Below are 21,546 nucleotides of genomic sequence, written 5' to 3'. Positions count from 1 at the left end.
GTGCGCCTGTGGCCCAGAAGCCTGCGCGGTCAAATCTTGCTCGCGGCAACGCTGGCGATACTGCTGGCGCAATGCGTAACAGCAGTCCTGCTCTACCGCGCAGCTGAAAACCGGCGCGACAGTGCGATGCTGAACGCCGCCGCTCTCCAGCTTGTCCGCATATCTGAACCGCAGGAAACCACGCGCTTTGAACGCCGCAGAGTTCAGCGTGCCCGGCGCAATCGCGGCGAAACTATCGACCGGCCGCGTTTGGCACCACGCCTGCCCCGGCCAATACGGCTGGAATGGGTCGACAAACCGGCGCAGGTCGAAGGTGACCAACCGCAGTACGGACGCGAAGAGGAATTGCTTGCGCTGCTTCAATCGCAAGGCGTGGCAGTGGCCGAGATTCTCGTAATAGAGCGCAAGGCAAGTGCCGATCCGATCGTCGCAGCCAGGCCCCGCCTTCGTGCACGGATGGGCCGAGAGGGGCTGGACAATCGAAATTTTCTTGTCGCTGCGGTTCGGCGCGAAGGCGCAGCGCAATGGGCCGTCGCGCGAGTACCAGAGCCGGAAGTTCAGCGCGGAGTCCAGCGAACGATCCTGTTCCAGACCCTGGTGATATTCCTCTTGCTCACATCATCGCTGTTCTTTTTCCTGCGCCGCATAACCCGTCCACTTGCTGCGCTGGCCGACCGGACGGAGCGTTTTACCGCCAGGCAGCAGGCGGGCGAACCGTTGGCTGCGGAAGGCCCGGAAGATATCCAGCGCCTGATCCGGGCCCACAACGCGATGGAAGCGCGCATTTCCGGATTGATCGACGAGAAGGACGTGATGCTTGGCGCGATCGGCCATGACCTCAAGACACCCTTGGCCGCGCTTCGCGTGCGCATCGAGAGCGTCGAAGATGAAAGCGAACGCGAAAAAATGGCGGCGGTGATCGAGGACATCACCCGGTCGCTGGACGATATTCTGTCGCTGGCCCGGGTGGGTAAAGGCAATGAGCCGCCCGAACTTACCGACCTTGCTGCTCTCACCGCTGCGGTGGTCGAAGAATTCGAGGATCGCGGCATGCCGGTCCACATCATCGACCATCCGCGCATCGTTCGGCCGGTGTATGTCACCTGGCTGCGCCGCGCGCTGCGCAATCTGATTTCCAACGCTGTGCGCTATGGCAACGAGGCCACGGTCAGTCTGCTGGAGGACAACAAAAAGATCATTCTGCGCATTGATGACACCGGCCCCGGCATTGACGACGACCGGATCGCTGACATGCTGGAACCGTTCACGCGCGGCGAGGCTTCACGCAATCGTGCAACTGGCGGGGCGGGATTGGGACTGACGCTTGCCCGCTCCATTGCCGAACAGCACGGCGGCGAGCTCGTGCTGACAAACCGCGCAGAGGGCGGCTTGCGCGCAGAAATCAGCCTGCCGAACGCTTAACGCATCAATCCGCCGATCATGTTCCGGACGAAAGCCGTCGCTCCGGTGCGCATCGGATCGGCTCGAGACTTTTTGCCCAGCGCAGTCGCCACAGCGATCGAAGCGATGGAGCCTGCTGCCGCCCTGAAAGCTCCCTTGCTGGCCTTTTCCCAGACAGACGGGGTCTTCCGACTTCTCCTGGATACTTCTTCGCGGCCCTTCTCATCGACCTCTTTGGCCGTTTCGGCCGCATCCAGAGTTTTCTGTGCCAGCACTTCTTCGGCACTCTCGCGGTCCACCGCCGTATCGTATTTTCCATCCACCGGACTGATCGACTGCATGATAGCGCGTTCCTTGACCGTCACCGGGCCAAGGCGGCTTCGCGGCGGTTTGATCAAGGTGCGCTGCACGATTGTCGGTGCGCCGTCCTCGTCGAGCGTGGACACCAGCGCTTCACCGACTTTCAGCTCGGTGATCGCTTGCGCCACATCGAGATCCGGGTTGATCCGGAACGTCTCCGCCGCTGCCTTGATGGCGCGTTGATCGCGCGGAGTGAATGCTCGCAAGGCGTGCTGGATTTTGCTGCCCAGCTGGCCGGCCACCTCGTCCGGTATGTCGACCGGATTCTGAGTGCTGAAAAACACCCCGACTCCCTTAGACCGGATCAGGCGCACAACCTGCTCGATCTTGTCCTGCAAGGCATCCGGAGCATCATCGAACAACAGGTGCGCTTCATCGAAAAAGAACACGAGTTTGGGCTTTTCCGGATCGCCCACTTCCGGCAGGCTTTCGAAAAGTTCAGCCAGCAACCACAGCAGGAAGGTGGCGTAGAGTTTGGGACTGCGCATCAGCTTGTCGGCAGCAAGGATGTTGATGTATCCGCGGCCCTGCTCGTCACATTTGAGGAAGTCGTCGATTTCCAGCGCCGGTTCACCGAAGAACAGATCTGCCCCTTGGCTTTCGAAGCTCAGCAATTGCCGCTGGATAGCGCCGACACTCTGTTTGCTGACATTGCCATAGACACCGGACAGCTCCTTTGCATTTGCCGATGCCCAAGCGAGCACTGACTGCAGATCTCCAAAATCGAGCAACAGCAGCCCGTTTTCGTCGGCATGGCGAAAGACAATTTGCAGCACGCCTTCCTGCGTGTCGTTCAGGTCCAGCAAGCGGCTGAGCAGAAGCGGGCCCATCTCCGACACTGTGGTCCGGATCGGGTGGCCCTGTTCACCGAACAGGTCCCAGAAGACGGACGGGTTGTCCGAATACGCATAGTCTTCCATGCCGAGGTCTTTCGCCCGCCCCTCCAGCTTGTCGGCATGTTTGAAAGTCGGTGAGCCCGGCATGGAAACGCCAGACAGGTCGCCTTTCACATCGGCAAGGAAGACCGGGACGCCTGCAGCGGAGAAACTCTCCGCCATGCCCTGCAAGGTCACTGTCTTGCCGGTCCCGGTGGCCCCGGCAATCAGTCCGTGCCGGTTGGCCCGGCCAAGATCGAGATACTGCTTCTCGCCATTGGCTGCGAGCCCGAGAAAGATTTGTCCCATGTGCGTTTGTTCTCCAAACCTGTGTTTCGCCGGACACTGGCCAGCACGGCCCTTGCGGTCAAGCACTCGACTTGAGGGCGAAAGCCATTATGTCGGGGGCGATGGCAGAGACAGCATCCAAGGCGCGGCAACCTTTCGTCCTGCTCGACGATGCTCGTTCAGAGGGTGCGGTCGATGCCCATTTGTACCAGAACCCGTCTCAGATCTTCATTGCCCGCTATGCGTGCGAGGTCGAGCCGATCCTTGCCCAGGCCGATGCTGCCCGGCGCGAGACTGGCAAACCGCTGGTCGGGTATATCGCGTATGAAGCCGGGCTGGCGCTCGAACCGAAGCTGCGCGATCTGGCCGATGCGCGCACCGGAGGAAGCGGACCCCTGGTTTGGCTTGGCCTGTTCGACGATCAGACAGTCTTGCCACAAGATGAATCGGCGCGGTGGCTCGAAGCCAGTGGCACGGGCCAAGCCTCGCTCGGCCCGCTCGAACCGCAACTCTCGTTTGGCGGTTATTCCACGGCCTTTGAGACAATGCAGGCCGCAATCGAAGCAGGCGAGATTTATCAGGCCAATCTGACTTTTCCGCTGGCCGGATCTTATCGCGGTGACCCGGTTGCGCTCTATCGTCAATTGCGACCGGCTGCGCAGGCAGGCTACGGCGGTTTGCTCTATGATGGTTCGCACTGGCTGCTGAGCCTGAGCCCCGAGCTTTTCGTCTCGCTGAGGGGATCGGAAGCCAAAGCCAAGCCGATGAAAGGCACCCGCCCGCGCGGCGGCGACGCAGCCCATGACCAGGCGCTTGCGAGTGAACTGGCCGGGTCGGTCAAAGACAAGGCCGAGAACCTGATGATCGTCGACTTGATGCGCAACGATCTCAGCCGGGTGTCCAAGCCAGGCAGTGTCAGCGTCGATGCGCCGTTCGCGATCGAAACCTATCCGACGGTCCACCAGATGGTCTCCACCGTGCGCGCGGAATTGGAAGACGGCAGAGGTCCGATTGACCTGATCCGGGCAATTTTCCCGTGCGGCTCGATCACCGGCGCACCCAAGATTCGCGCGATGGAACTGATCAATCAGGTCGAACGCGACCCGCGCGGGCCGTATTGCGGCGCGATCGGACGAATTGACGGCGATGGCGACGCAGCCTTCAATGTCGCAATCCGAACCTTGCGGTTGACTCCGAGCGAGAATGACCATGGCACCGCAGTGCTGGGAGTGGGATCTGCCATCGTCGCCGACAGTGAAGTCGAAACCGAATGGCGCGAATGCATTCTCAAGGGCAGCTTCGCACGGAAGAGCTCGCCGGAACTGCACGGCGCCCAGTTCGATCTGATCGAGACCATGCGGTTCACACCTGACGCGGGCATAGAACTGCTCGAATTGCATCTCGATCGGCTCAAGTCGAGCGCAGCTGAACTCGGCTTTTCGTTTGACCGTCACGCCGCCCGCAATCAGATCCACGCGCTATGTTTCGAACTCGAGCGAGCGGCAAAGGTGCGCCTGCTGGCGGCGCGCAGCGGTGCAACTTCGCTGACCACATCCGATTATCCTCCGATGCGCGAACAGCAGCTCGACTGTATCGCCTTGCCTCTGCCGGTCGATGCGGGCGACTGGCGGCTGAGGCACAAGACCACTGACAGAGGTTTTTATTGCGATGCCCGGAATGCGGCCGAAGATGCCGGCGCGCAGGAAGCGGTTCTGGTGCGCGACGATGGCCTGCTGACAGAAGGCAGCTGGACCTCCATATTCATCGAGCGCGATGGCAAGCTGCTAACGCCGCGTGCTTCACTCGGCCTGCTGCCCGGCGTGCTTCGGCGTTCCCTGCTCGAATCCGGCAAGGCTGAAGAAGCCGATCTCACTCTCGACGATCTCTCCAACGGCTTCCTGCTCGGCAACGCGCTACGCGGCCTCATGCCAGCAAGGCTCCTGTAATGATTGATATCCTTTTCGAAGACGGCGAAGCACTTGTAATCGACAAGCCTGCAGGGCTTCCAATCGAGCAGCCCCGCAAAGGTGGCAAAAGCCTCGACGATCATATGGAAGAGCTGAAACTCGGATTCCAGCGTGCGCCGATGCCGGTGCACCGCCTCGACACCGACACTTCGGGTTGCCTGCTGCTTGCGCGCAACCCCAAGGCTTTGAAACGCTTCGGACGCGCGTTCGAGGATCGCCGCGTCGGCAAGCGCTATCTCGGGGTACTCGCCGGGGAGATCGCAGAGAGCGAGGGCGCGATCGAACTCGCGCTCTCGAAAATCAGCAGTGCCGAGAAAGGTTGGCGCATGATCGCTGCGAAAAAGGGCAAGCCGTCGACTACCCACTGGCGCACTTTGGCGGTTCGAGACGGGCTTACGCTGGTCGAATTCAGACCTGAAACCGGACGCACGCACCAGATCCGGATTCATGCGCTGGCGGGGCTGGGTGTGCCTCTGCTTGGTGATCCGGTTTATGGCAAACGCGATGCGAGGGTTTCGCGCGCGATGCTTCACGCAGCGGGACTTAATGTGGGGCGCGACGGCAAACCTGCCATTGCTGCGGTTTCGCCGCTGCCGGAGGATTTCATGCGGCTCGGCTTCAGCGATGAGTGACATCATCGACCGGGCGCATGCGCTGTCCGAGGAAAGTTTCCTCGCAGGCAGCGGCCCCGGCGGTCAAAATGCCAACAAGGTTGCAACCGAAGTCCAGTTGCGGGTGAACATTTACGCTCTGCGCCTGCCTCCGGCAGTGTTCAATCGTCTGAAAACGCTGGCGGGGAGCAAGCTTACCACGGGCGGCGATCTGCTCATTACCGCCCGGTCTCACCGGACTCAGGATGCAAACCGCAGCGAAGCGCGCGAGAAGCTCGAATCGGTCTTGCGCGCGGCACTCACACCGCCCAAAGCGCGCAAGAAAGTCCGCGTGAACAGAGTCGGCAAGACCAAGCGGCTGAAGGCAAAGAAAGAGCGCGGCCAGGTCAAGGCCGGGCGCGGCAAAGTGAGCCGCAGCGACTGGTAAGTCGCTTGACAATTTCAGGGGAATCGCCCAATGGCCGCGCCGATAAGGGCGGTGCTGCGCGTGCCGCCTTATGTTTTTCTGGCCGCACGGCCCTCAAAAGATCTTTAGGAACACGCCATGGCGAAGCCCGCAACCGTCAAGATCAAGCTCGTCTCGACCGCCGACACGGGCTTCTATTACGTGACGAAAAAGAATCCGCGGAACATCACTGAGAAGATGACCTTCCGCAAATACGATCCGGTCGTGCGCAAGCACGTCGAGTTCAAGGAAGCGAAGATCAAGTAAGCTGAACGGCGGGAACCGCACAAGTTCAGTGACCGTTCAACGCTCCGACGCTATTTCACGGAGCATGAACATGATCTCAAACCTAAAATCGAAGCCACTGCTCGGCGCGCTTGCCGCCGCGCTGGCCATTGGCGCACCAGCGGCGACCCTCACGACAGCTGCTCCTGCCTCCGCGCAGCAAGGCGATCTGGACCGCGCGGTGACCGCATTGCGCGGCATTTCGACCATGCAGGCGGACTTCACGCAGACTGACCGTCAGGGACAGACTGTGGCCGGAAAGCTTACGCTCAAGCGTCCCGGCAAGATTCGCTTCCAGTATGAAGAAGGCGTCCCGATGCTGCTTGTCTCCAATGGCAAGTCGCTGACGCTGATCGATTACGAGGTAAACCAGGTCCAGCGCTGGCCAATCAGCAACTCGCCGCTCGGTGCGCTGCTCGATCCCAATCGCGACGTGAAGCGCTATGGCAAGCTGGTCCCGACCAGCAATCCCGATGTCATCAGCGTGGAAGTGCGCGACCCCAATCGCCCGGAATACGGCATCATCACGCTGATCTTCGTGCCCAGTGCGAAAGCCCCGGGCGGACTGCAGCTGACCAATTGGGTCTCGCTCGACTCGCAGAACAATCGCACGACTGTGCGGCTGCGCAATCATCGCTACGGAGTCGCGGTCGCTGACAGCGCATTCACCTACAAGGATCCGCGCCGTTCGTCTCGTCGCCCGAGATAATCGCTTCGGCGGCTGATTGTTGGAAGAATACGACAAGCCGCGGTCGATTGTTCATTGGCGAGCAAGCACGACAGGAATAGATTGTAACCAACAAAGCGGTCGGAGGCGGGTTTCCCCCCTGTTGCCTCAGTCTCCCTAGAAAGACCGCTTTGTCAAAGCGTGACGAACGCTAACATGGAACCCTCGTGCCAATGCCCCCGGCACGAGGGTTTTTTTGGAACAGTGCTGCCATCCTGAAGACCGGCCGCTTGCTGCTCGCAACCAACGTACCTAAAGCATCCGCTATGGTCTCTATAACTACCTGGAACATCAACTCCGTTCGCCTGCGCATGCCGATCGTGGAGCGCTTTCTCGAACAGCATGCGCCCGATGTGCTGTGCCTTCAGGAAATCAAATGCCAGGAACACCAGTTCCCGTTCGAGGCATTCGCGCGACTTGGCTATGAACACACTGCGGTGCATGGCCAGAAGGGTTACCATGGCGTCGCTACGGTCAGCCGCATTCCCCTGACCGAATTTTCGCGCCACGACTGGCAGGACAATGGTGAAGCGCGCCATGTCGGGGTGGAACTGCATGGTGCAGGCAAGGGCATGATTGTCGAGAATGTCTACATCCCGGCAGGAGGGGATGAGCCGAACCGGGAGATCAATCCCAAGTTCGGCCAGAAGCTTGATTTTTTCGAGCGGATGACGCGCTGGGCGGACAAGATCGACCGGCCGACATTGATAACCGGTGATTTCAACGTTGCGCCGCTCGAAAGCGATGTGTGGAATCACAAGCAGTTGCTCAAGGTCGTCAGCCATACGCCGGTCGAGGTAGAGACGCTCCAGCGGTTCAAGGATGCGCATGGCTGGACCGACATCGGACGCGAGCACATCCGCGATCCGGAGCGGTATTTCAGCTGGTGGAGCTACCGCGCGAAGGATTGGCGCAAGGGCGATCGCGGTCGCCGGCTCGACCATATGTGGGCAAGCCCCGACCTCGCCGGGCAGGCTGTCCGGCACCATGTGTTCGAGGAAGCGCGCGATTGGGAGAAGCCGTCCGATCATATTCCTCTGACGACGGAGTTTGATCTCTGAACAGCGAACGCCCCCCATCCGATACCCAGCCTTCCGATAGCAGGTCTTCCAATATTGGCCCCGGCACCGCTTCGCCTTCCCGCCGCGTGGCGCGCGCAATCGATGCGCTGCGGCACGGCTGGCCGATTGCGCTGGACGGCGGCCCGGTTCTCTTGCCGGTCGAAACAGCGATTGCAGGAGAAGCGAAGGCCGAGACAATGCTGATTTCCGCAGCACGCGCAGCAACGCTCAAGCTCGCCAACCAGCGTGACGCGGCGGAGCCCCATGCACCGGTCCTGATTGGCGGGGCCGAGGCGTTGGATCTTGTTGCGGCACGGCCAATTGCCGATCCTGCGCTCGACATGGCCAATCCGTTCAAGGGACCATTCATGGCGATGCCGCTCGACTGGCATGATCATGCGGTCGCCGCGATGGAGCTGGCCAGGCTGGCCGGCATCCTGCCCGCTTTTCTCGTCGACCCCCGGGATGCCGGCGAAAGCGAAACCGTTTCAGGGGCCGATTTGATCGCGTGGACCGATACGGACCGGCTCGTCATCGCAACCCGCGCCCGCTTGCCAGTCTCAGCCAGCGAAAACGCGGAGATTGTCGCTTTTCGCAGTGCCGACGACACGCGCGAGCATGTCGCGCTGGTCATCGGCAAGCAATCGTCCGAGCGCACACCCTTGGTCCGCTTGCACTCCGAGTGCCTGACAGGCGATATTTTCTCCAGCCTCAAATGCGATTGCGGACCGCAACTCGATGCAGCGCTGCACGCTATGGCCGAAGAAGCAAACAAGGGCGGCTGGGGCGTGTTGCTTTACTTGCGGCAGGAAGGTCGCGGGATTGGCTTGGTCAACAAGCTGCGCGCCTACCGCTTGCAGGATCAGGGCTTCGACACTGTCGATGCCAACCGCAGGCTCGGCCTGCCCAACGAAGCGCGCGACTTTCCCGTGGCGGCGCGTATGCTTGAACTGATCGGCCAGAACAAGATCCGCCTGATGACCAACAATCCCGCCAAGGTTGCAGCGCTTGAGGCAGCAGGCATCGTCGTAACCGAACGCGTCCAGCATCAATTGCCGGACAATCCGCATAACGCGCGCTACCTCGCGACCAAACGTGATCGCTCGGGCCATTTGCTTTCATGAAGGCGATCGAACTTCGGCTTGAAACGCCAGGCGATCAAGAAACCATATACGCCCTGACCGGCGCCGCCTTTCGGGACATGCCGTTCAGCGATGGCGACGAAGCCGAACTGGTCGACAAATTGCGCGATGCCGGAGACCTCGCACTTTCGCTAGTTGCTTTGGATTCCGACAGAATCGTCGGGCACATTGCGTTCTCGCCGGTCAGCATCACTGACGGCACTTGCAACTGGTACGGCCTCGGCCCTGTCAGCGTCTGGCCCGAACGCCAGCGCCAGCGTATCGGCTCCAGCTTGATCGAGCACGGACTTGCCGAGATCAGGGCGCGTGGCGCACGCGGTGTGGTCTTGCTGGGGAATCCGGCATTCTATTCGCGCTTCGGATTCGAGCACGACCCCCGGCTGCTGTATCCCGGCCCGCCCCCGGAATATTTTCAGCGGCTGATTTTTGCAGGAGCAAGCCCGCAAGGCACGGTTTCCTATCCCCCGGCTTTCGGCTAACCTCCCAATCGGAAGGGAAATTCACCAATGAATCGAATCTGGCTCGCCGCGCTGGCACTGCTGCTGATCGCCAACACGCCGAAAGAGCAGGCGATGGACCTGATAGAGCAAGGCAAGGAAGCCGATGCCTTCGCCTTGATCGAGAAATCGGCCAATCAGGGTGATGCGGAGTCGATCGCCTACCTCGCATGGTTTTACGACAACGGGCGGCATGTTGAACAAGACATAGCGCGCGCATCCACGCTCTATCGCAAGGCGGCAGAACAGGGCGATTCCTATGCGCAATGGCGCCTTGGCGTGCTGATCGACGAGGGTTTGACCGAAGGGTCGGTGGAGCAGGCGGTCGAATTATTCCGTCAGGCGGTCGCGCAAGGGAGCACCAACGCCATGACCAGCCTTGCGGTCATGCATGCAACCGGTCGCGGCGTGGCCAAGGATTACGCGGCAACCCGGCGCTATTACCAAATGGCTGCGGAGAACGGCAATCCGCATGCGTTGCAGGGACTCGGCGTTCTCTACATGAATGGCGAAGGGGTCGAGAAAAGCAGGGTCGAAGCCATGGCCTACTGGCTGCTGGCTCTATCTCTCGGCAGCGAAACCGCTTCAGGTTATTACCAGTTGGTTTCGAAACAGATCGACGACGCGGAAATGCACGCGATCTTCAAGCGGGCGAACGCGCTGGCGGAACAATATGGTTATGAAAACCGGTTTGAAGCCTGGGACGGTGCCGAAGAATAGCGTCTAGCGACGCTCGAAGCTCTTCAGGCCGGTGCCGAGATTGTTCGGACCGAGCTCGATGTCCGCACCACTCCAGTCAGCAACAAACACAGTGTTGCGGCTGACGTTTGGAGCCAGCCGAGCATCGTTCCCGGCGATCAGCAGCCCGTCGGATGCGTGAAGTTTCTTCTCTGCGCCAACCGCGATGAAGGCGGAGTAATTTTCCTTGCTGCGCCCCTGCACAAACCAGTTGTTGGTGATCTGGCCAACTGCGCCTGCCGGCAGGTCGATCATGTAATTGGTGTTGCGGCCATTGCTGTCGTCGAAGCTTGATGCGGCCACATCGACCCGTGCGGCGCGTGCTTTGAGGTAATGCCCCCCTGCCCCTTTTTCGAAGCGGCTGCGGGTCACACGCAGGTGTCCATAATCGCCGATATAGATCGAGTGCGCACAGCCTCCCGGGCCCTCGCATGTGCCGAGACCGGTGAACGTCGACTTGTCGATCACGATCACGCCGGCGGGATCATTGGCGGTCAGAATGCCTTGCTGACTATCTGCAAACCAGCTCTGCGATACAGTCAGATTGCCTTTTTCGAGGCGGATGCCGGCGCCGTTGAAATCCGGCACAGCCATGCCGCGAAAGACCACGCCAGACACTTTGGCGGACGCGCCGCGTAGCACCAGCGCAGCCTTGCCTTCACAAGTCACGCCATCGAACACCGCACGGCCTGGCTCGCTGGCCATGAAAGAAATATTGCCACCTTTCTGCACCGCGCATTGGCGGTGTGATCCGCTCGCAATGGCAATCGTCCCGGTCCCATTGCCAATCGCATCGACCGCCGCCTGAAGCTGCGCATAGCTGCGGCCAGTTTCGACAACAGTGAAAGCGCCGTTCGGCTGAGCGAGCGCCGCGCCGACAGGGATAGCGGCTACTGCAACGGCAGCAACGATCAGCAGCATTTTCGAAATGCGGCGTGATTCGATAGGGAGAGCGCGATTTTCCATGCATCACGCGATAGCGCGAAAGGGTTAACGCGCCGCTAAGGCTTTCAGCGCGGCTATGTGTCCCTTGGCGGCCGACCTCGCTTGGCTGGCTTTGCAATCGGCATTTTCACCCCGCGCGCTGACAGAGCTTCGCGCAACAGAATCTCTATCTGCGCGTTGGCACTCCTGAGCTCCGCAGCAGCGATCCGTTCGACCGCAGCGTGAACGCCGGGATCGAGACGCAGTGCAAAAGCTTTTTTCTTCGGTGAGGCCATTGGCCTGTCCCCGTGATTTGTGCGGTCAGTAAAGCGAGCCGGCGTTGACGACCGGATGCGCCTCGCGGTCGCCACACAATACGACCATCAAATTGGAAACCATCGCCGCCTTTCTTTCATCATCCAAGTGCACAACATCATCAGCGCTCAGCTTCTGCAAGGCGTCTTCGACCATGCCCACCGCGCCCAGAACTATCTTCGCACGCGCTGCAATGATTGCATCGGCTTGCTGACGCTTGAGCATTGCGCTGGCAATTTCCGGCGCATAGGCGAGATGCGTGAGACCCGCCTCGTCGACGACGATACCGGCCACCTTCAGCCGATCGTTGAGCTCTTCGAGCAGTTCTCGATTGATCGCGTCTCCGCCGCCTCGCAGCGTGATTTCCTCGCCTTCGAAATCGTCATAGGGATGACGTGAGCCGACCGTGCGCAGACCGGCCTCGATCTGGATGTTCACGAATTCCTTGTAATCATCGACATCGAACGCCGCCTGGGCGGTGTCGGAGACACGCCACACGACGTTGCAGGCGATCTCGATCGGGTTACCGCGTACGTCGTTGATTTTCACACGCTCCGAATGGATGTTGTGCGCGCGGGCGCTGATTTTCTTGCGCATCATCCAAGGCCATACCCAGCGCAAGCCCTCCCGCCGCTCGGTCCCGCGATACTCGCCGAACAAGGTTATGACAGTCGCCTGGTTCGGCTGGATCATGAAGAAGCCGCTCCCGACCAGCAGCAGCGCGGCAACCGATCCGATCAGCGATCCGACGAAGCCCAGCTTGGCCAGTTTGCTTGCCCCGTCGGGCGGGAAACCATTGCTCACCACGACCGCCCCGAGCACGGCGATCAGCGCCAAAACCAACAGCATGATGTAACCGTTGTAGCTATTCGCCCTGCGCTCGCGACTGATATTCATCCCACCCACAACGTCCGACATGACCTTCCCTTTCGATATAATAGTGATATTACTTTTATATCAACCCACGGGAGAGTCAATGGAAACCGGTCAGTGCTGGCGGATGACGGCCAGGAATGCATCGCCGTAGGCTTCCAGCTTCTTGGTTCCGATGCCGCTCAAATTGCTCATCTCTGCAAGACTGGACGGTTTGAACCGCGCCATTTCACGCAAAGTCGCGTCGTGGCAGATGACATAGGGCGGCACCTTCCCTTCCTGCGCCAGATCGCGCCGCAATTCGCGCAGCGCGTCGAACAGCGGATCGCCCACCGGATTGGGTGTCGCATCCCGGCGCTTGCGCCCGCGTTCGCGCTTCGGCGGCAAAACGATCATCACTTCTGCGTCGCCCTTGAGAATGCTGGCGGCATCTCCCCCCAGCGCAAGGCCGCCATGCTCAGTCGCGATAAGTGATCCTCTCGCCTGCAACGCGCGGGATAGCGGTTGAAGCACCCGCATTTCCTCGCCCTCCACGATGCCGAATACGCTCAGGCGGTCGTGCCCGCGTTGACGCACCCGTTCATCCTCAACACCGGTCAGGACTTTCTGAATGTGGCCAAAGCCGAAGCTTTGGCCGGTCCGGTACACGGCAGACAACAATTTGCGCGCTGTCGTTGTGGCGTCGGTAACGCCCGGCGGCGACAGGCAATTGTCGCAATTGCCGCATTCGCGGGGTGGATCTTCGCCAAAATGGCGCAGCAGGATGGCCCGCCGACAGCCAGCCGTCTCGACCAGACCGGCCAAGGCATCGAGCCGGGTGCGTTCCTCACCCTGCCGGGCCTGAGGCAATTCAGCGAGCCGCTGGCGCGCTTGCGCAAAATCGCCCGCGCCCCACATCATCTCGGCTCGCGCAGGGTCTCCATCCCGCCCTGCGCGACCTGTTTCCTGGTAATATGCTTCGATCGACTTGGGAATTCCGGCATGCGCCACAAACCGGACATCGGGCTTGTCGATCCCCATGCCGAACGCAATCGTAGCGACGATCACCATCTCCTCGCTGGCCACGAACGCTGCCTGGTTCCGAGCGCGAACGTCCGGATCGAGACCCGCGTGATACGGCAGAACCGGCTTGCCCGACGCTGCGGCCAGCTTCGCAGCGAGATCTTCCACCTTCTTGCGCGTGGGCGCGTAAACAATGCCCGGGCCGGGGTTCTCGGCCATGATCTGCGTTATCTGCCGCACCGGATTATCGCGGTGACGGATGGAGTAACGGATGTTGGGCCGGTCGAACCCGGCGAGCACCAGGCCTTCCTCCGGAATGCCGAGCTGCTGGAGAATATCGGCCCGCGTGCGCTGGTCGGCGGTTGCAGTCAGCGCCAGTCGCGGCACATCGGCGAAAGCATCGAGCAGCGGCCGCAGCGCGCGATAATCCGGTCGGAAATCATGCCCCCACTCGGACACGCAATGCGCCTCGTCGATGGCGAACAGCACGATCGGTGAAGCGGTCAGAAAGTCGAGAAACTGTGGCTGGCTTGCCCGCTCCGGAGCGACATAGAGCAAGTCCAGTTCACCGGCGCGGTACGCGTCCATCGTCTCCCGCCAATCGGCATCGGCACTCGTCAGGGTGGCGGCCCGAATGCCATTCGCGCGAGCGGACCGAAGCTGATCATGCATCAATGCTATCAACGGAGAGATCACCACACAGGTGCCGTCAAGCATGGCAGCCGGCAGCTGGTAGGTGAGTGACTTACCCGCCCCGGTGGGCATCACCGCCAGGGCTGATTGCCCGTCCAGTACGCGCGACACGACGTCGGCCTGCCGCCCGCGAAAGCTGTCAAAACCGAACAGACGGCGCAGCGTTTCGCGCGCTTTCTCCAGCTGCTCCTGCTCGATCGTTTCCTGAGGCATCGTTGGTCCTTGGCAGAGGTCAGGGCGCGGGCAAACCTTGCACCCACGAATTTGGTCTTTGCGGTGGGGAAAAGCACAGGTTATCGTGCAATCAACTGCAACACTGCGCTCCGCGCGTCAGTCATTCTCCGAAAGGGAGCCCACGAATTATGAAAAAGATTGTCCTTACCGCCTTCGTTTCCGGCACCGCGCTGGCCCTGGCAGCATGCGGAGATTCAAGCGACGCCTCCAATGACGCCGAGGCCGTGACTGTTGAAGAACCGGCTGCCGCAGCGCTGGAAGATGTCACTGAAGAACCGGTCGAGGATGTCGAAGTGGCACAAGAAGCCGTGGCGCCGCCGGTGAGTCGTTCGGTAGAAGTCGAGGCGGAGACCGCAACCGAAGAGGCCGAAGCGACAGTGGCGGACATCGAAGCGTTGCTCAACGAGGCCGAGAACAACTCGGAAGTCTCTCAAGACACTTCCGACTCCATGTGAAATCGACCGTGTGACGCACGAAAACGCGGGCGGTTCGCGGCGACGCGGACCGCCCGCTTTACGGCTGCGTAAAGCGCACTATGGTGAGAGCATGACCATACTCCGTAGCAACAGGCTCGCTGCCAGTTTCGCCGCTGTGCTCCTGGCAGCCTGCGGCTCATCGAGCAGTCAGTCCGGCGGCGGCACCGAAGGCGAAGCCCAGGCGCTGGACGACGCGGCTGAGATCATCGAACAGCGACGAATCCCTGCACCCGGTGATGGCTCCGGGGCGCCGGTTGGCGATGAGCCAGTCACGCAAGACACCGATAACTGAGCGCGATCGCGCCGGGCAGGGAGATGAAAGCGATGGCCGAAAACGGTATGGATCCCGATGTATTCTCCCAGTTTTCCGAGCAACTTGAACGCTATGTCCGGGAACGCCTGATCCCGGCCGAGAAGGATGTGATCGCCAACGACCGCATTCCCGCCGATATCCTGCAGGAAATGCGCGAGATGGGGCTGTTCGGCCTGTCGATCCCTGAAGAATACGGCGGGGCAGGCCTCAACATGCAGCAATATGCCCGCGTGATAAATATCATGGGCTATGCCGCACCGGCCTATCGTTCGATTTTCTCGATCAACATCGGCATGTTCAGCTCGGCGCTGAAGAACGGCGGAACCGAGGCGCAGAAGGCGGAATGGTGGCCCCGTGTAGCAGGCGGCGAGATTGCCTGCTTCGGCCTGACCGAGCCCGGCTCAGGCTCCGACAGCGCCGGCCTGCAAACGACTGCCAAACCCGATCCCGACGGCCCAAATGGTTCTGGGGGCTGGATCCTGAGCGGCACCAAGCGCTATATCACCAACGCGCCGAGCGCCGATGTTGCATTGATCATGGCGCGCACCGAGAAGGAAAACCTGCCCAAGAACGCGCATGTCAGCGCCTTCATCGTGCCGATGGACACGCCGGGCGTCTCCACCGGTTCACCCGACAAGAAAATGGGCCAGGCCGGCGCGCATATTGCGGACATCATGCTCGACGATGTGCATGTCCCGGGTAGTGCACTGCTCGGCGGGGAAACCGGCAAGGGTTTTCGCCATGCCATGATGAGCCTGGACAACGGACGCATTTCGGTCGGCGCCATGGCAGCGGGCCTGGCACGGCGCGCGCTTGATTCCGCGATCCGCTATGCCAGCGAACGCAAGGCCTTTGGCGAACCGATCGCGAATTTCCAGCTGATCCAGCAGATGCTCGCTGAGAGCGAGATGGAAATCTACGCCGCCGAATGCATGATGCACGACGTGACCTCTCGCGCCGACCGCGGAGAGAATGTCGTGCGCAAGGCGGCCGCGTTCAAGGTCTTTGCTTCCGAGATGTGCGGCCGCGTGGTGGACCGGGTGGTGCAGGTTTACGGCGGCGCAGGCTATCTGGCCGAATATGATGCGGAACGTTTTTTCCGCGATGCGCGCATTTTCCGCATCTACGAAGGGACCACACAAATACTGCTGCTGCAAATCGCCAAGCATATGCTGCGCGACTGGAATGCGGGGATAGAAAGCTAAGCCATGTACAAGCTTCTTGCCGACCTTTCCGTCATCGAAGTCTCCAGCTTCGTCGCTTCGCCGACTATCGGGCTTTATTGTGCCCAGATGGGTGCCGAAGTGATCCGCGTGGACCATAAGGCAGGCGGGCTCGATTACGACCGCTACATGCTGACCGAGGAAGGTCGCTCGCTCAGCTGGGAAAACCTCAATCGCGGGAAGAAGAGCGTTGCACTCGACCTGCGCAGCGGTGAAGGGCGTGAACTCTGCGCTGAGCTGGCACGCAAGACCGGCACGCTGGTGACCAATCTTCCCGAGCAGAGCTTTCTTTCCCATGCCAAGGTGGCCGAAGGGCGTGATGACATGGTGAGCTTGCGCATCATGGGCTGGCACGACGGGCGGCAAGCGATGGATTTCACAGTCAACGCCGCCAGCGGATACCCGCTGATGTGCGGGCCTGAAGAATGGGATCCGGGCCCGGATGGCCGGGGTGCCCCGCCGGTCAACCAGGTGCTGCCTGCATGGGATTTCATCACCGGAGCCTATGGCGCCTTCGCCCTGATGGCTGCGGTCCACCACCGGACCCGGACCGGCGAGGGCAGCGAATTGCGCATCCCGCTGGGCGATGTTGCAATCGGCACCATGGCCAATAGCGGAGCGATGGCGGAGATGCTTTTCCGCGGGGCAGACCGGGAGCGGTTGGGCAACGCCATCTGGGGAGCGTTCGGGCGCGATTTCCGTAGCCGTGACGGCGAGCGTTTCATGGTCGCCGCGCTAACTCCGAAGCAGTGGGATGGCCTGGTTGCGGCATTCGGTATCGAGCGCGAGATTGCGTCGCTCGAGAACGAGCTAAGCGTTCGCTTCGCCGATGGCGATACCCCTCGCTTCAACCATCGCAAGCCCCTGTTTGCGTTGTTTCAGTCGGCTGCCGAGAAGCACGATTATGCCGATCTGGCCGACCGCATGGCGCAACATGGCTGCACGTTCGAACGGTACCGCACCATGCACCAGGCAGCCAATGATCCGGTTCTGGTGGGCAACAATCCGCTGTTTGGCCCCTCGCCAGCCAACCCCAGCGGTTTCGAATATCCCGCCACGCGCAGCTTTGCCAAACGCCACGGTCACGATGCGGGCGATCCTGCCCCGGCGCCCTATCTGGGTGAACATAGCGAGCAAGTGCTGGCCGAACGCCTCGGCCTATCATCGGGCGCGATCGGCCAGCTTGTCGATGCCGGAACCGTCGCCCTGTCTGACAAGGAATAAGATATGACCCTCCGCCGCGTCGCCATTTGTTCGCCCCTGCGCACGCCGGTCGGGCGCTATCTCGGTAGCCTTGCCCCGCTCGAGGCAGGCCAGCTCGGAGCGGTCATCCTCAAAGCGTTGATCGAACGCAGCGGCGTCGATCCAGAGCGCGTCGATGATGTGGTCTTCAGCCAGGGCTATGGCAGCGGCGAAGCGCCGGCCATCGGTCACTGGAGCTGGCTGGCCGCGGGCTTGCCGATGGAAGTGCCCGGCTATCAGGTCGACCGGCGCTGCGGCTCGGGCCTGCAGGCGGTCGTCAACGCGGCGATGATGGTCCAGACCGGCGCGGCTGATTGCGTCGTTGCGGGCGGTGTCGAGAGCATGTCCAACGTGGAACATTACACCACCAAGGCCCGCCACGGTGCACGGATGGGCGACATGGTGCTGTGGGACCGTCTGACGCGCGGCCGCCTGATGAGCCAGCCGGTCGAACGCTTCGGGGTGATCACCGGCATGATCGAGACAGCGGAGAACCTCGCGAAGGACTATGACATAACCCGCGAACAGGCCGATGCCTTTGCGGTACGGTCACACCGGAACGCCGCTGCCGCATGGGACGCGGGCAAATTCGATGACCAGTTGGTCACTGTAGAGATCCCCCAACGCAAGGGCGATCCGGTTGTGTTTGCGAAAGACGAAGGCTTCCGGCCCGATGCCAGCATGGAGAGCCTCGGAGCGTTGCGCGCAATCGATCTCAAGCGCGACCCGCAAGCAATCGTAACAGCGGGCAATGCCAGCCAGCAAAACGATGCGGCAGCGGCCTGCCTGGTGGTGGCGGAAGACAAGGTCGAGGAACTGGGCCTGACCCCGCTGCTGTGGTTCACCGGCTGGGCGGCCGCGGGTTGCGACCCGAGCCGGATGGGGATCGGCCCCGTCCCGGCGGTCGAGCGCCTGTTCACGCGCACCGGCATGGGCTGGAACCAGATCGAAATGGTCGAGCTGAACGAAGCCTTCGCGCCGCAGGCGCTCGCGGTGCTCAAGGGGTGGGGCTGGTCGGACGACGACAGCCGGAGGGATATCTTGAACGTCAACGGTTCGGGCATCTCGCTCGGCCATCCGATCGGCGCGACCGGAGGGCGCATTCTGGCCGATATGGCGCATGAGATGCACCGCCGGGGTGCGCGCTACGGGCTTGAAACGATGTGCATCGGCGGCGGGCAGGGCATGGCCGCGATTTTCGAGCGCGCGGCCTGATGGGACAGTGGGACGCCTGGATCGGGCGGCAGCAGACGCAGAGCGATATCGTCGACCAGGCGCTGGCTGCACGGTGGCTGGCAACCTTCAATCGCACTTCGATCAATCACCGCGCTCTACCGCAGGGCATCCATTTCGCGCTCTGCACGCCGCTGAGCCCGACCGGCGAACTCGGCGTAGACGGCCATCCGCTGCGCAGCGATGCGCCTGACAGCCTGCTCCCGCCGATCCCGCTGCCCCGCCGCATGTGGGCATCGAGCGAAATCGAGTTTCTACGCCCGATCAGCAGGGCTCAGCGAATAGAGCGCACCAGCACGGTCCGTTCGATCACTGAAAAATCGGGCAGCAGCGGCAGTCTCGCCTTCGTCGAAGTCGAACATGCTACGCGCGCCGATGGCAGCGATGCGATCCGCGAGGTGCAAACACTGGTCTATCGCGAAGCGGCTGCGCCTGACGCTCCGCTCAGCCCGCCTGCACCGGAAGCAGGTGAATTTGCCGAAGACGATTGGGACGCAGCGACGACACTCGTTCCATCGGAAACGCTGTTGTTTCGCTATTCCGCGCTGACTTTCAACACGCATCGTATCCACTACGATCTGCCCTATGCCCGCGACGTGGAGCGCTATCGCGGGCTGGTGGTCCATGGTCCGCTGATCGCCAGTCTGCTGCTCAAGCTGGCGGCTGAAACCTATGGCGAGAATGCTCTTGCGAGCTTCGGCTTTCGTGCGATCAGTCCGGCGATTTGCGGCGAAGCCTTGCACCTGGCCATGCGCGCAGACGGCGATGGGGTCGAGCTGGGTGCGTTTGCAGCGGACGGGCGGCAGACGTTGAAGGCGAATGCCACGCTCGCATGAGCGTCAGTCGATCGGGTAATCCGCGATGGGCAGGATGACGCCGTAGCTTTCGCTGAGCGGCTTGTGACCCAAATCAGGAAAATCGAGTGGCTCAGGTTCGATCTCGGTTTCCGGCAGCCGCTCGAGCAGGTGACGGATGAGCGTCAGCCGTCCGCGTTTCTGATCATTGAAATCGACCAGGGTCCACGGCGCCCAATCAGTATGCGTCGCCTCGAGCATCGTTTCGCGCGCAGCGGTATAGGCGCTGTACTGCTCGCGAGCGGCCAGGTCGATCGGTGACAGTTTCCAGCGCTTGAGCGGGTCTTCGAGCCGTTCGGCCAGCCGTTCCTCCTGTTGCTGCTGGTCAGTCGTCAGCCAGTATTTGAACAGCAATATCCCGTCGTCGACCAGCATGCGTTCGAAGCGCGGGGCATCGGCCAGAAAGCTGGCGACCTGTTCCGCAGACGCAAAGCCCATGACCTTCTCGACCCCGGCGCGATTGTACCAGCTGCGGTCGAACAAAACGATTTCTCCGGCTGACGGCAGATGCGTGACGTAGCGCTGGAAATACCACTGGGTTTTCTCGTCGTCGCTCGGCTTGCTGAGCGCGACCACCCTGCATTGCCGCGGATTGAGCCGCTGGCTGACAGCGCGGATTGCGCCGCCCTTGCCAGCCGTATCGCGGCCCTCGAAGATCACGCAAATGCGCGCGCCGGTGGCCTTGGCCCAGCGCGCCATCAACACGAGTTCTTCCTCCAGCGGCTCGAGCAGGTCGTCGTATTCCTTGCCTTTGAGCTTTCCCAAAACCCTCTCCCGCAATTGTAAGCCTTGCTTCATCCTGCTACTGGTATCAGTTGAAACTATGGCAACGATAGCAGAAACCGAACAGGACTTTAGCGTCCTGCCCGAATTGCCCGCGGATGTCTTCACTGCACCGCTGCAAAAACCCGCGCATGTCGGGGATGACTGGCTGGAGCCCAGGCAAACCGAATACTCGTCAGGAGACGACGCGATCTGGGACGATCTGTTCGCGCGCCAGATGGAAGTGCTGCCCGGGCGCGCGGCGACGGCCTTTCTCCATGGCCTGGAGAAGCTTGATCTGGGTAAGGGCGGCGTGCCCGAATTCGGGCAAATGTCGGAAGAACTGGACAAGCTTACGGGCTGGAGCGTGGTTCCGGTACCCATGCTGATCCCCGATCACGTGTTCTTCTGGCACTTGGCCAATCGGCGTTTTCCTGCGGGCAATTTCATCCGCACGCGCGAGACCTTCGATTACATTCAGGAACCCGATGTGTTCCACGATGTGTTCGGCCATGTGCCGATGCTGACTGACCCGGTGTTTGCCGATTATATGCAGGAATACGGCAAGGCAGGGTGGAAGGCGATGCGCTACAACCATCTCAAGGCGCTTGGGTCACTCTATTGGTACACAGTCGAATTTGGACTGATCCTGGAGCAGGGCAAGGACCTGCGTGCTTATGGAGCGGGCATCCTGTCCGGCCCGACCGAGGCGATCTTCTCGGTCGAGGCGGAGAGCCCCAACCGCATCATGCTCAATGTCGACCGGGTCATGCGCACCGATTACGTGATCAGCGACTTGCAGCCGACATATTTCGTTATCGAGAGTTTCGAGGACCTGTTCCGGCAGACGGTCGAACGTGATTTCGACCGGCTCTACCGGTCACTCGGACAGAGCTTCACCTATGCCAATACGGCGGTGATCGATGTCGACAATGTGTACACCCGCGGGACTCAGGAATATCTCTTGCGTGGTGGGCGGTGCAGCGGCGCAAAGCCGGTCTGACA

23 protein-coding genes are annotated in these 21,546 nt (G+C 61.3%); 17 read left to right on the top strand and 6 right to left on the bottom strand.

Annotation, left to right across the window (positions count from 1 at the left end; all coding sequences use genetic code 11):
- Window positions 1-1,422, top strand: coding sequence for an ATP-binding protein (locus E0502_RS07245; protein ID WP_137677225.1), 1,422 nt, complete (start codon window positions 1-3; stop codon window positions 1,420-1,422).
- On the opposite strand, the gene E0502_RS07240 is transcribed toward E0502_RS07245, so the two are convergent.
- Entirely contained in the window at window positions 1,419-2,945 is a 1,527-nt protein-coding gene (locus E0502_RS07240; protein WP_137677224.1) for a helicase HerA-like domain-containing protein, read from the bottom strand. The genes E0502_RS07245 and E0502_RS07240 overlap by 4 nt on opposite strands.
- Window positions 2,946-3,046: 101 nt before the next feature.
- On the opposite strand from E0502_RS07240, the gene pabB reads away from it, so the two are divergent.
- The 9 genes from pabB to E0502_RS07195 all read left to right on the top strand — a co-directional run bounded on the left by pabB (window position 3,047) and on the right by E0502_RS07195 (window position 10,379).
- Entirely contained in the window at window positions 3,047-4,870 is a 1,824-nt protein-coding gene (gene pabB / locus E0502_RS07235) for an aminodeoxychorismate synthase component I (protein ID WP_137677223.1), read from the top strand.
- A complete protein-coding gene (locus tag E0502_RS07230) occupies window positions 4,870-5,523 on the top strand; it encodes an RluA family pseudouridine synthase (RefSeq protein ID WP_137677222.1) in 654 nt (217 codons plus the stop codon). Before pabB ends, E0502_RS07230 begins: the two co-directional genes overlap by 1 nt.
- A complete protein-coding gene (arfB, locus tag E0502_RS07225) occupies window positions 5,516-5,929 on the top strand; it encodes an alternative ribosome rescue aminoacyl-tRNA hydrolase ArfB (protein ID WP_137677221.1) in 414 nt (137 codons plus the stop codon). Before E0502_RS07230 ends, arfB begins: the two co-directional genes overlap by 8 nt.
- 117 nt (window positions 5,930-6,046) lie before the next feature.
- Complete coding sequence (rpmG, locus tag E0502_RS07220) at window positions 6,047-6,214, top strand: 50S ribosomal protein L33 (protein WP_010233410.1); 168 nt, start codon at window positions 6,047-6,049, stop codon at window positions 6,212-6,214.
- Window positions 6,215-6,284: 70 nt separating this feature from the next.
- Window positions 6,285-6,941 (top strand): LolA family protein, encoded by a 657-nt coding sequence (locus tag E0502_RS07215; RefSeq protein ID WP_137677220.1) that lies wholly within the window; start codon window positions 6,285-6,287, stop codon window positions 6,939-6,941.
- A 284-nt stretch (window positions 6,942-7,225) separates the two neighbouring features.
- Window positions 7,226-8,020 (top strand): exodeoxyribonuclease III, encoded by a 795-nt coding sequence (locus tag E0502_RS07210; RefSeq protein ID WP_137677219.1) that lies wholly within the window; start codon window positions 7,226-7,228, stop codon window positions 8,018-8,020.
- A gap of 86 nt (window positions 8,021-8,106) precedes the next feature.
- Window positions 8,107-9,144, top strand: coding sequence for a GTP cyclohydrolase II (gene ribA, locus E0502_RS07205; protein ID WP_240048899.1), 1,038 nt, complete (start codon window positions 8,107-8,109; stop codon window positions 9,142-9,144).
- A complete protein-coding gene (locus tag E0502_RS07200) occupies window positions 9,141-9,641 on the top strand; it encodes a GNAT family N-acetyltransferase (RefSeq protein ID WP_204517928.1) in 501 nt (166 codons plus the stop codon). The genes ribA and E0502_RS07200 overlap by 4 nt, the downstream gene beginning before the upstream one ends.
- 27 nt (window positions 9,642-9,668) lie before the next feature.
- Complete coding sequence (locus E0502_RS07195; protein WP_137677218.1) at window positions 9,669-10,379, top strand: tetratricopeptide repeat protein; 711 nt, start codon at window positions 9,669-9,671, stop codon at window positions 10,377-10,379.
- 3 nt (window positions 10,380-10,382) lie between these two features.
- Here E0502_RS07195 and E0502_RS07190 read toward each other — a convergent pair whose 3' ends face one another.
- From E0502_RS07190 to recQ, 4 genes are all read right to left on the bottom strand, one after another.
- On the bottom strand, window positions 10,383-11,363 hold the full coding sequence (locus E0502_RS07190; RefSeq protein WP_137677217.1) for a right-handed parallel beta-helix repeat-containing protein: 981 nt from the start codon (window positions 11,361-11,363) through the stop codon (window positions 10,383-10,385).
- A 53-nt stretch (window positions 11,364-11,416) separates the two neighbouring features.
- Window positions 11,417-11,617, bottom strand: coding sequence for a type II toxin-antitoxin system antitoxin (locus tag E0502_RS07185; RefSeq protein WP_137677216.1), 201 nt, complete (start codon window positions 11,615-11,617; stop codon window positions 11,417-11,419).
- Between the two features lie 25 nt (window positions 11,618-11,642).
- Entirely contained in the window at window positions 11,643-12,554 is a 912-nt protein-coding gene (locus tag E0502_RS07180) for an SPFH domain-containing protein (RefSeq protein WP_137677215.1), read from the bottom strand.
- Between the two features lie 69 nt (window positions 12,555-12,623).
- Window positions 12,624-14,417, bottom strand: coding sequence for a DNA helicase RecQ (gene recQ, locus E0502_RS07175; RefSeq protein ID WP_137677214.1), 1,794 nt, complete (start codon window positions 14,415-14,417; stop codon window positions 12,624-12,626).
- A gap of 149 nt (window positions 14,418-14,566) precedes the next feature.
- Here recQ and E0502_RS07170 point away from each other — a divergent pair, with 149 nt between their 5' ends.
- The 6 genes from E0502_RS07170 to E0502_RS07145 all read left to right on the top strand — a co-directional run bounded on the left by E0502_RS07170 (window position 14,567) and on the right by E0502_RS07145 (window position 19,761).
- The gene (locus E0502_RS07170; protein ID WP_137677213.1) at window positions 14,567-14,893 is read left to right on the top strand and encodes a hypothetical protein; all 327 of its coding nucleotides are present in this window, start codon (window positions 14,567-14,569) and stop codon (window positions 14,891-14,893) included.
- A 91-nt stretch (window positions 14,894-14,984) separates the two neighbouring features.
- The gene (locus E0502_RS07165; RefSeq protein WP_137677212.1) at window positions 14,985-15,206 is read left to right on the top strand and encodes a hypothetical protein; all 222 of its coding nucleotides are present in this window, start codon (window positions 14,985-14,987) and stop codon (window positions 15,204-15,206) included.
- A gap of 32 nt (window positions 15,207-15,238) precedes the next feature.
- The gene (locus E0502_RS07160; protein WP_137677211.1) at window positions 15,239-16,432 is read left to right on the top strand and encodes an acyl-CoA dehydrogenase family protein; all 1,194 of its coding nucleotides are present in this window, start codon (window positions 15,239-15,241) and stop codon (window positions 16,430-16,432) included.
- A 3-nt stretch (window positions 16,433-16,435) separates the two neighbouring features.
- On the top strand, window positions 16,436-17,674 hold the full coding sequence (locus tag E0502_RS07155; RefSeq protein ID WP_137677210.1) for a CoA transferase: 1,239 nt from the start codon (window positions 16,436-16,438) through the stop codon (window positions 17,672-17,674).
- A 3-nt stretch (window positions 17,675-17,677) separates the two neighbouring features.
- Window positions 17,678-18,907 carry an acetyl-CoA C-acetyltransferase gene (locus E0502_RS07150; protein WP_137677209.1) on the top strand — a complete coding sequence of 410 codons (1,230 nt, stop codon included), beginning with the start codon at window positions 17,678-17,680 and terminating at the stop codon, window positions 18,905-18,907.
- Window positions 18,907-19,761 carry an HTD2 family dehydratase gene (locus E0502_RS07145; RefSeq protein WP_137677208.1) on the top strand — a complete coding sequence of 285 codons (855 nt, stop codon included), beginning with the start codon at window positions 18,907-18,909 and terminating at the stop codon, window positions 19,759-19,761. Before E0502_RS07150 ends, E0502_RS07145 begins: the two co-directional genes overlap by 1 nt.
- A gap of 3 nt (window positions 19,762-19,764) precedes the next feature.
- Here the strand turns inward: E0502_RS07145 and ppk2 are convergent, their stop codons facing one another.
- Window positions 19,765-20,577 (bottom strand): polyphosphate kinase 2, encoded by an 813-nt coding sequence (gene ppk2, locus E0502_RS07140; protein ID WP_137677207.1) that lies wholly within the window; start codon window positions 20,575-20,577, stop codon window positions 19,765-19,767.
- A gap of 25 nt (window positions 20,578-20,602) precedes the next feature.
- Between ppk2 and phhA the strand changes: the two genes are divergently transcribed.
- The gene (gene phhA / locus E0502_RS07135) at window positions 20,603-21,544 is read left to right on the top strand and encodes a phenylalanine 4-monooxygenase (protein WP_137677206.1); all 942 of its coding nucleotides are present in this window, start codon (window positions 20,603-20,605) and stop codon (window positions 21,542-21,544) included.
- The last annotated feature ends 2 nt before the right edge of the window (window positions 21,545-21,546 follow it).

This window comes from Parerythrobacter lutipelagi, assembly GCF_005434975.1.
Classification (GTDB): Bacteria; Pseudomonadota; Alphaproteobacteria; order Sphingomonadales; family Sphingomonadaceae; genus Parerythrobacter_A; species Parerythrobacter_A lutipelagi.
Note: the sequence above shows the minus strand (reverse complement) of the source record. Positions and strands in the feature narration are given on the sequence as shown.

Coding starts and splice junctions, on each gene's coding strand:
- E0502_RS07240 (WP_137677224.1), bottom strand. CDS start 2,945: ATGGGACAAATCTTTCTCGGGCTCGCAGCCAATGGCGAGAAGCAGTAT.
- pabB (WP_137677223.1), top strand. CDS start 3,047: ATGGCAGAGACAGCATCCAAGGCGCGGCAACCTTTCGTCCTGCTCGAC.
- E0502_RS07230 (WP_137677222.1), top strand. CDS start 4,870: ATGATTGATATCCTTTTCGAAGACGGCGAAGCACTTGTAATCGACAAG.
- arfB (WP_137677221.1), top strand. CDS start 5,516: ATGAGTGACATCATCGACCGGGCGCATGCGCTGTCCGAGGAAAGTTTC.
- rpmG (WP_010233410.1), top strand. CDS start 6,047: ATGGCGAAGCCCGCAACCGTCAAGATCAAGCTCGTCTCGACCGCCGAC.
- E0502_RS07215 (WP_137677220.1), top strand. CDS start 6,285: ATGATCTCAAACCTAAAATCGAAGCCACTGCTCGGCGCGCTTGCCGCC.
- E0502_RS07210 (WP_137677219.1), top strand. CDS start 7,226: ATGGTCTCTATAACTACCTGGAACATCAACTCCGTTCGCCTGCGCATG.
- E0502_RS07200 (WP_204517928.1), top strand. CDS start 9,141: ATGAAGGCGATCGAACTTCGGCTTGAAACGCCAGGCGATCAAGAAACC.
- E0502_RS07195 (WP_137677218.1), top strand. CDS start 9,669: ATGAATCGAATCTGGCTCGCCGCGCTGGCACTGCTGCTGATCGCCAAC.
- E0502_RS07190 (WP_137677217.1), bottom strand. CDS start 11,363: ATGGAAAATCGCGCTCTCCCTATCGAATCACGCCGCATTTCGAAAATG.
- E0502_RS07185 (WP_137677216.1), bottom strand. CDS start 11,617: ATGGCCTCACCGAAGAAAAAAGCTTTTGCACTGCGTCTCGATCCCGGC.
- E0502_RS07180 (WP_137677215.1), bottom strand. CDS start 12,554: ATGTCGGACGTTGTGGGTGGGATGAATATCAGTCGCGAGCGCAGGGCG.
- recQ (WP_137677214.1), bottom strand. CDS start 14,417: ATGCCTCAGGAAACGATCGAGCAGGAGCAGCTGGAGAAAGCGCGCGAA.
- E0502_RS07170 (WP_137677213.1), top strand. CDS start 14,567: ATGAAAAAGATTGTCCTTACCGCCTTCGTTTCCGGCACCGCGCTGGCC.
- E0502_RS07165 (WP_137677212.1), top strand. CDS start 14,985: ATGACCATACTCCGTAGCAACAGGCTCGCTGCCAGTTTCGCCGCTGTG.
- E0502_RS07160 (WP_137677211.1), top strand. CDS start 15,239: ATGGCCGAAAACGGTATGGATCCCGATGTATTCTCCCAGTTTTCCGAG.
- E0502_RS07155 (WP_137677210.1), top strand. CDS start 16,436: ATGTACAAGCTTCTTGCCGACCTTTCCGTCATCGAAGTCTCCAGCTTC.
- E0502_RS07150 (WP_137677209.1), top strand. CDS start 17,678: ATGACCCTCCGCCGCGTCGCCATTTGTTCGCCCCTGCGCACGCCGGTC.
- E0502_RS07145 (WP_137677208.1), top strand. CDS start 18,907: ATGGGACAGTGGGACGCCTGGATCGGGCGGCAGCAGACGCAGAGCGAT.
- ppk2 (WP_137677207.1), bottom strand. CDS start 20,577: ATGAAGCAAGGCTTACAATTGCGGGAGAGGGTTTTGGGAAAGCTCAAA.
- phhA (WP_137677206.1), top strand. CDS start 20,603: ATGGCAACGATAGCAGAAACCGAACAGGACTTTAGCGTCCTGCCCGAA.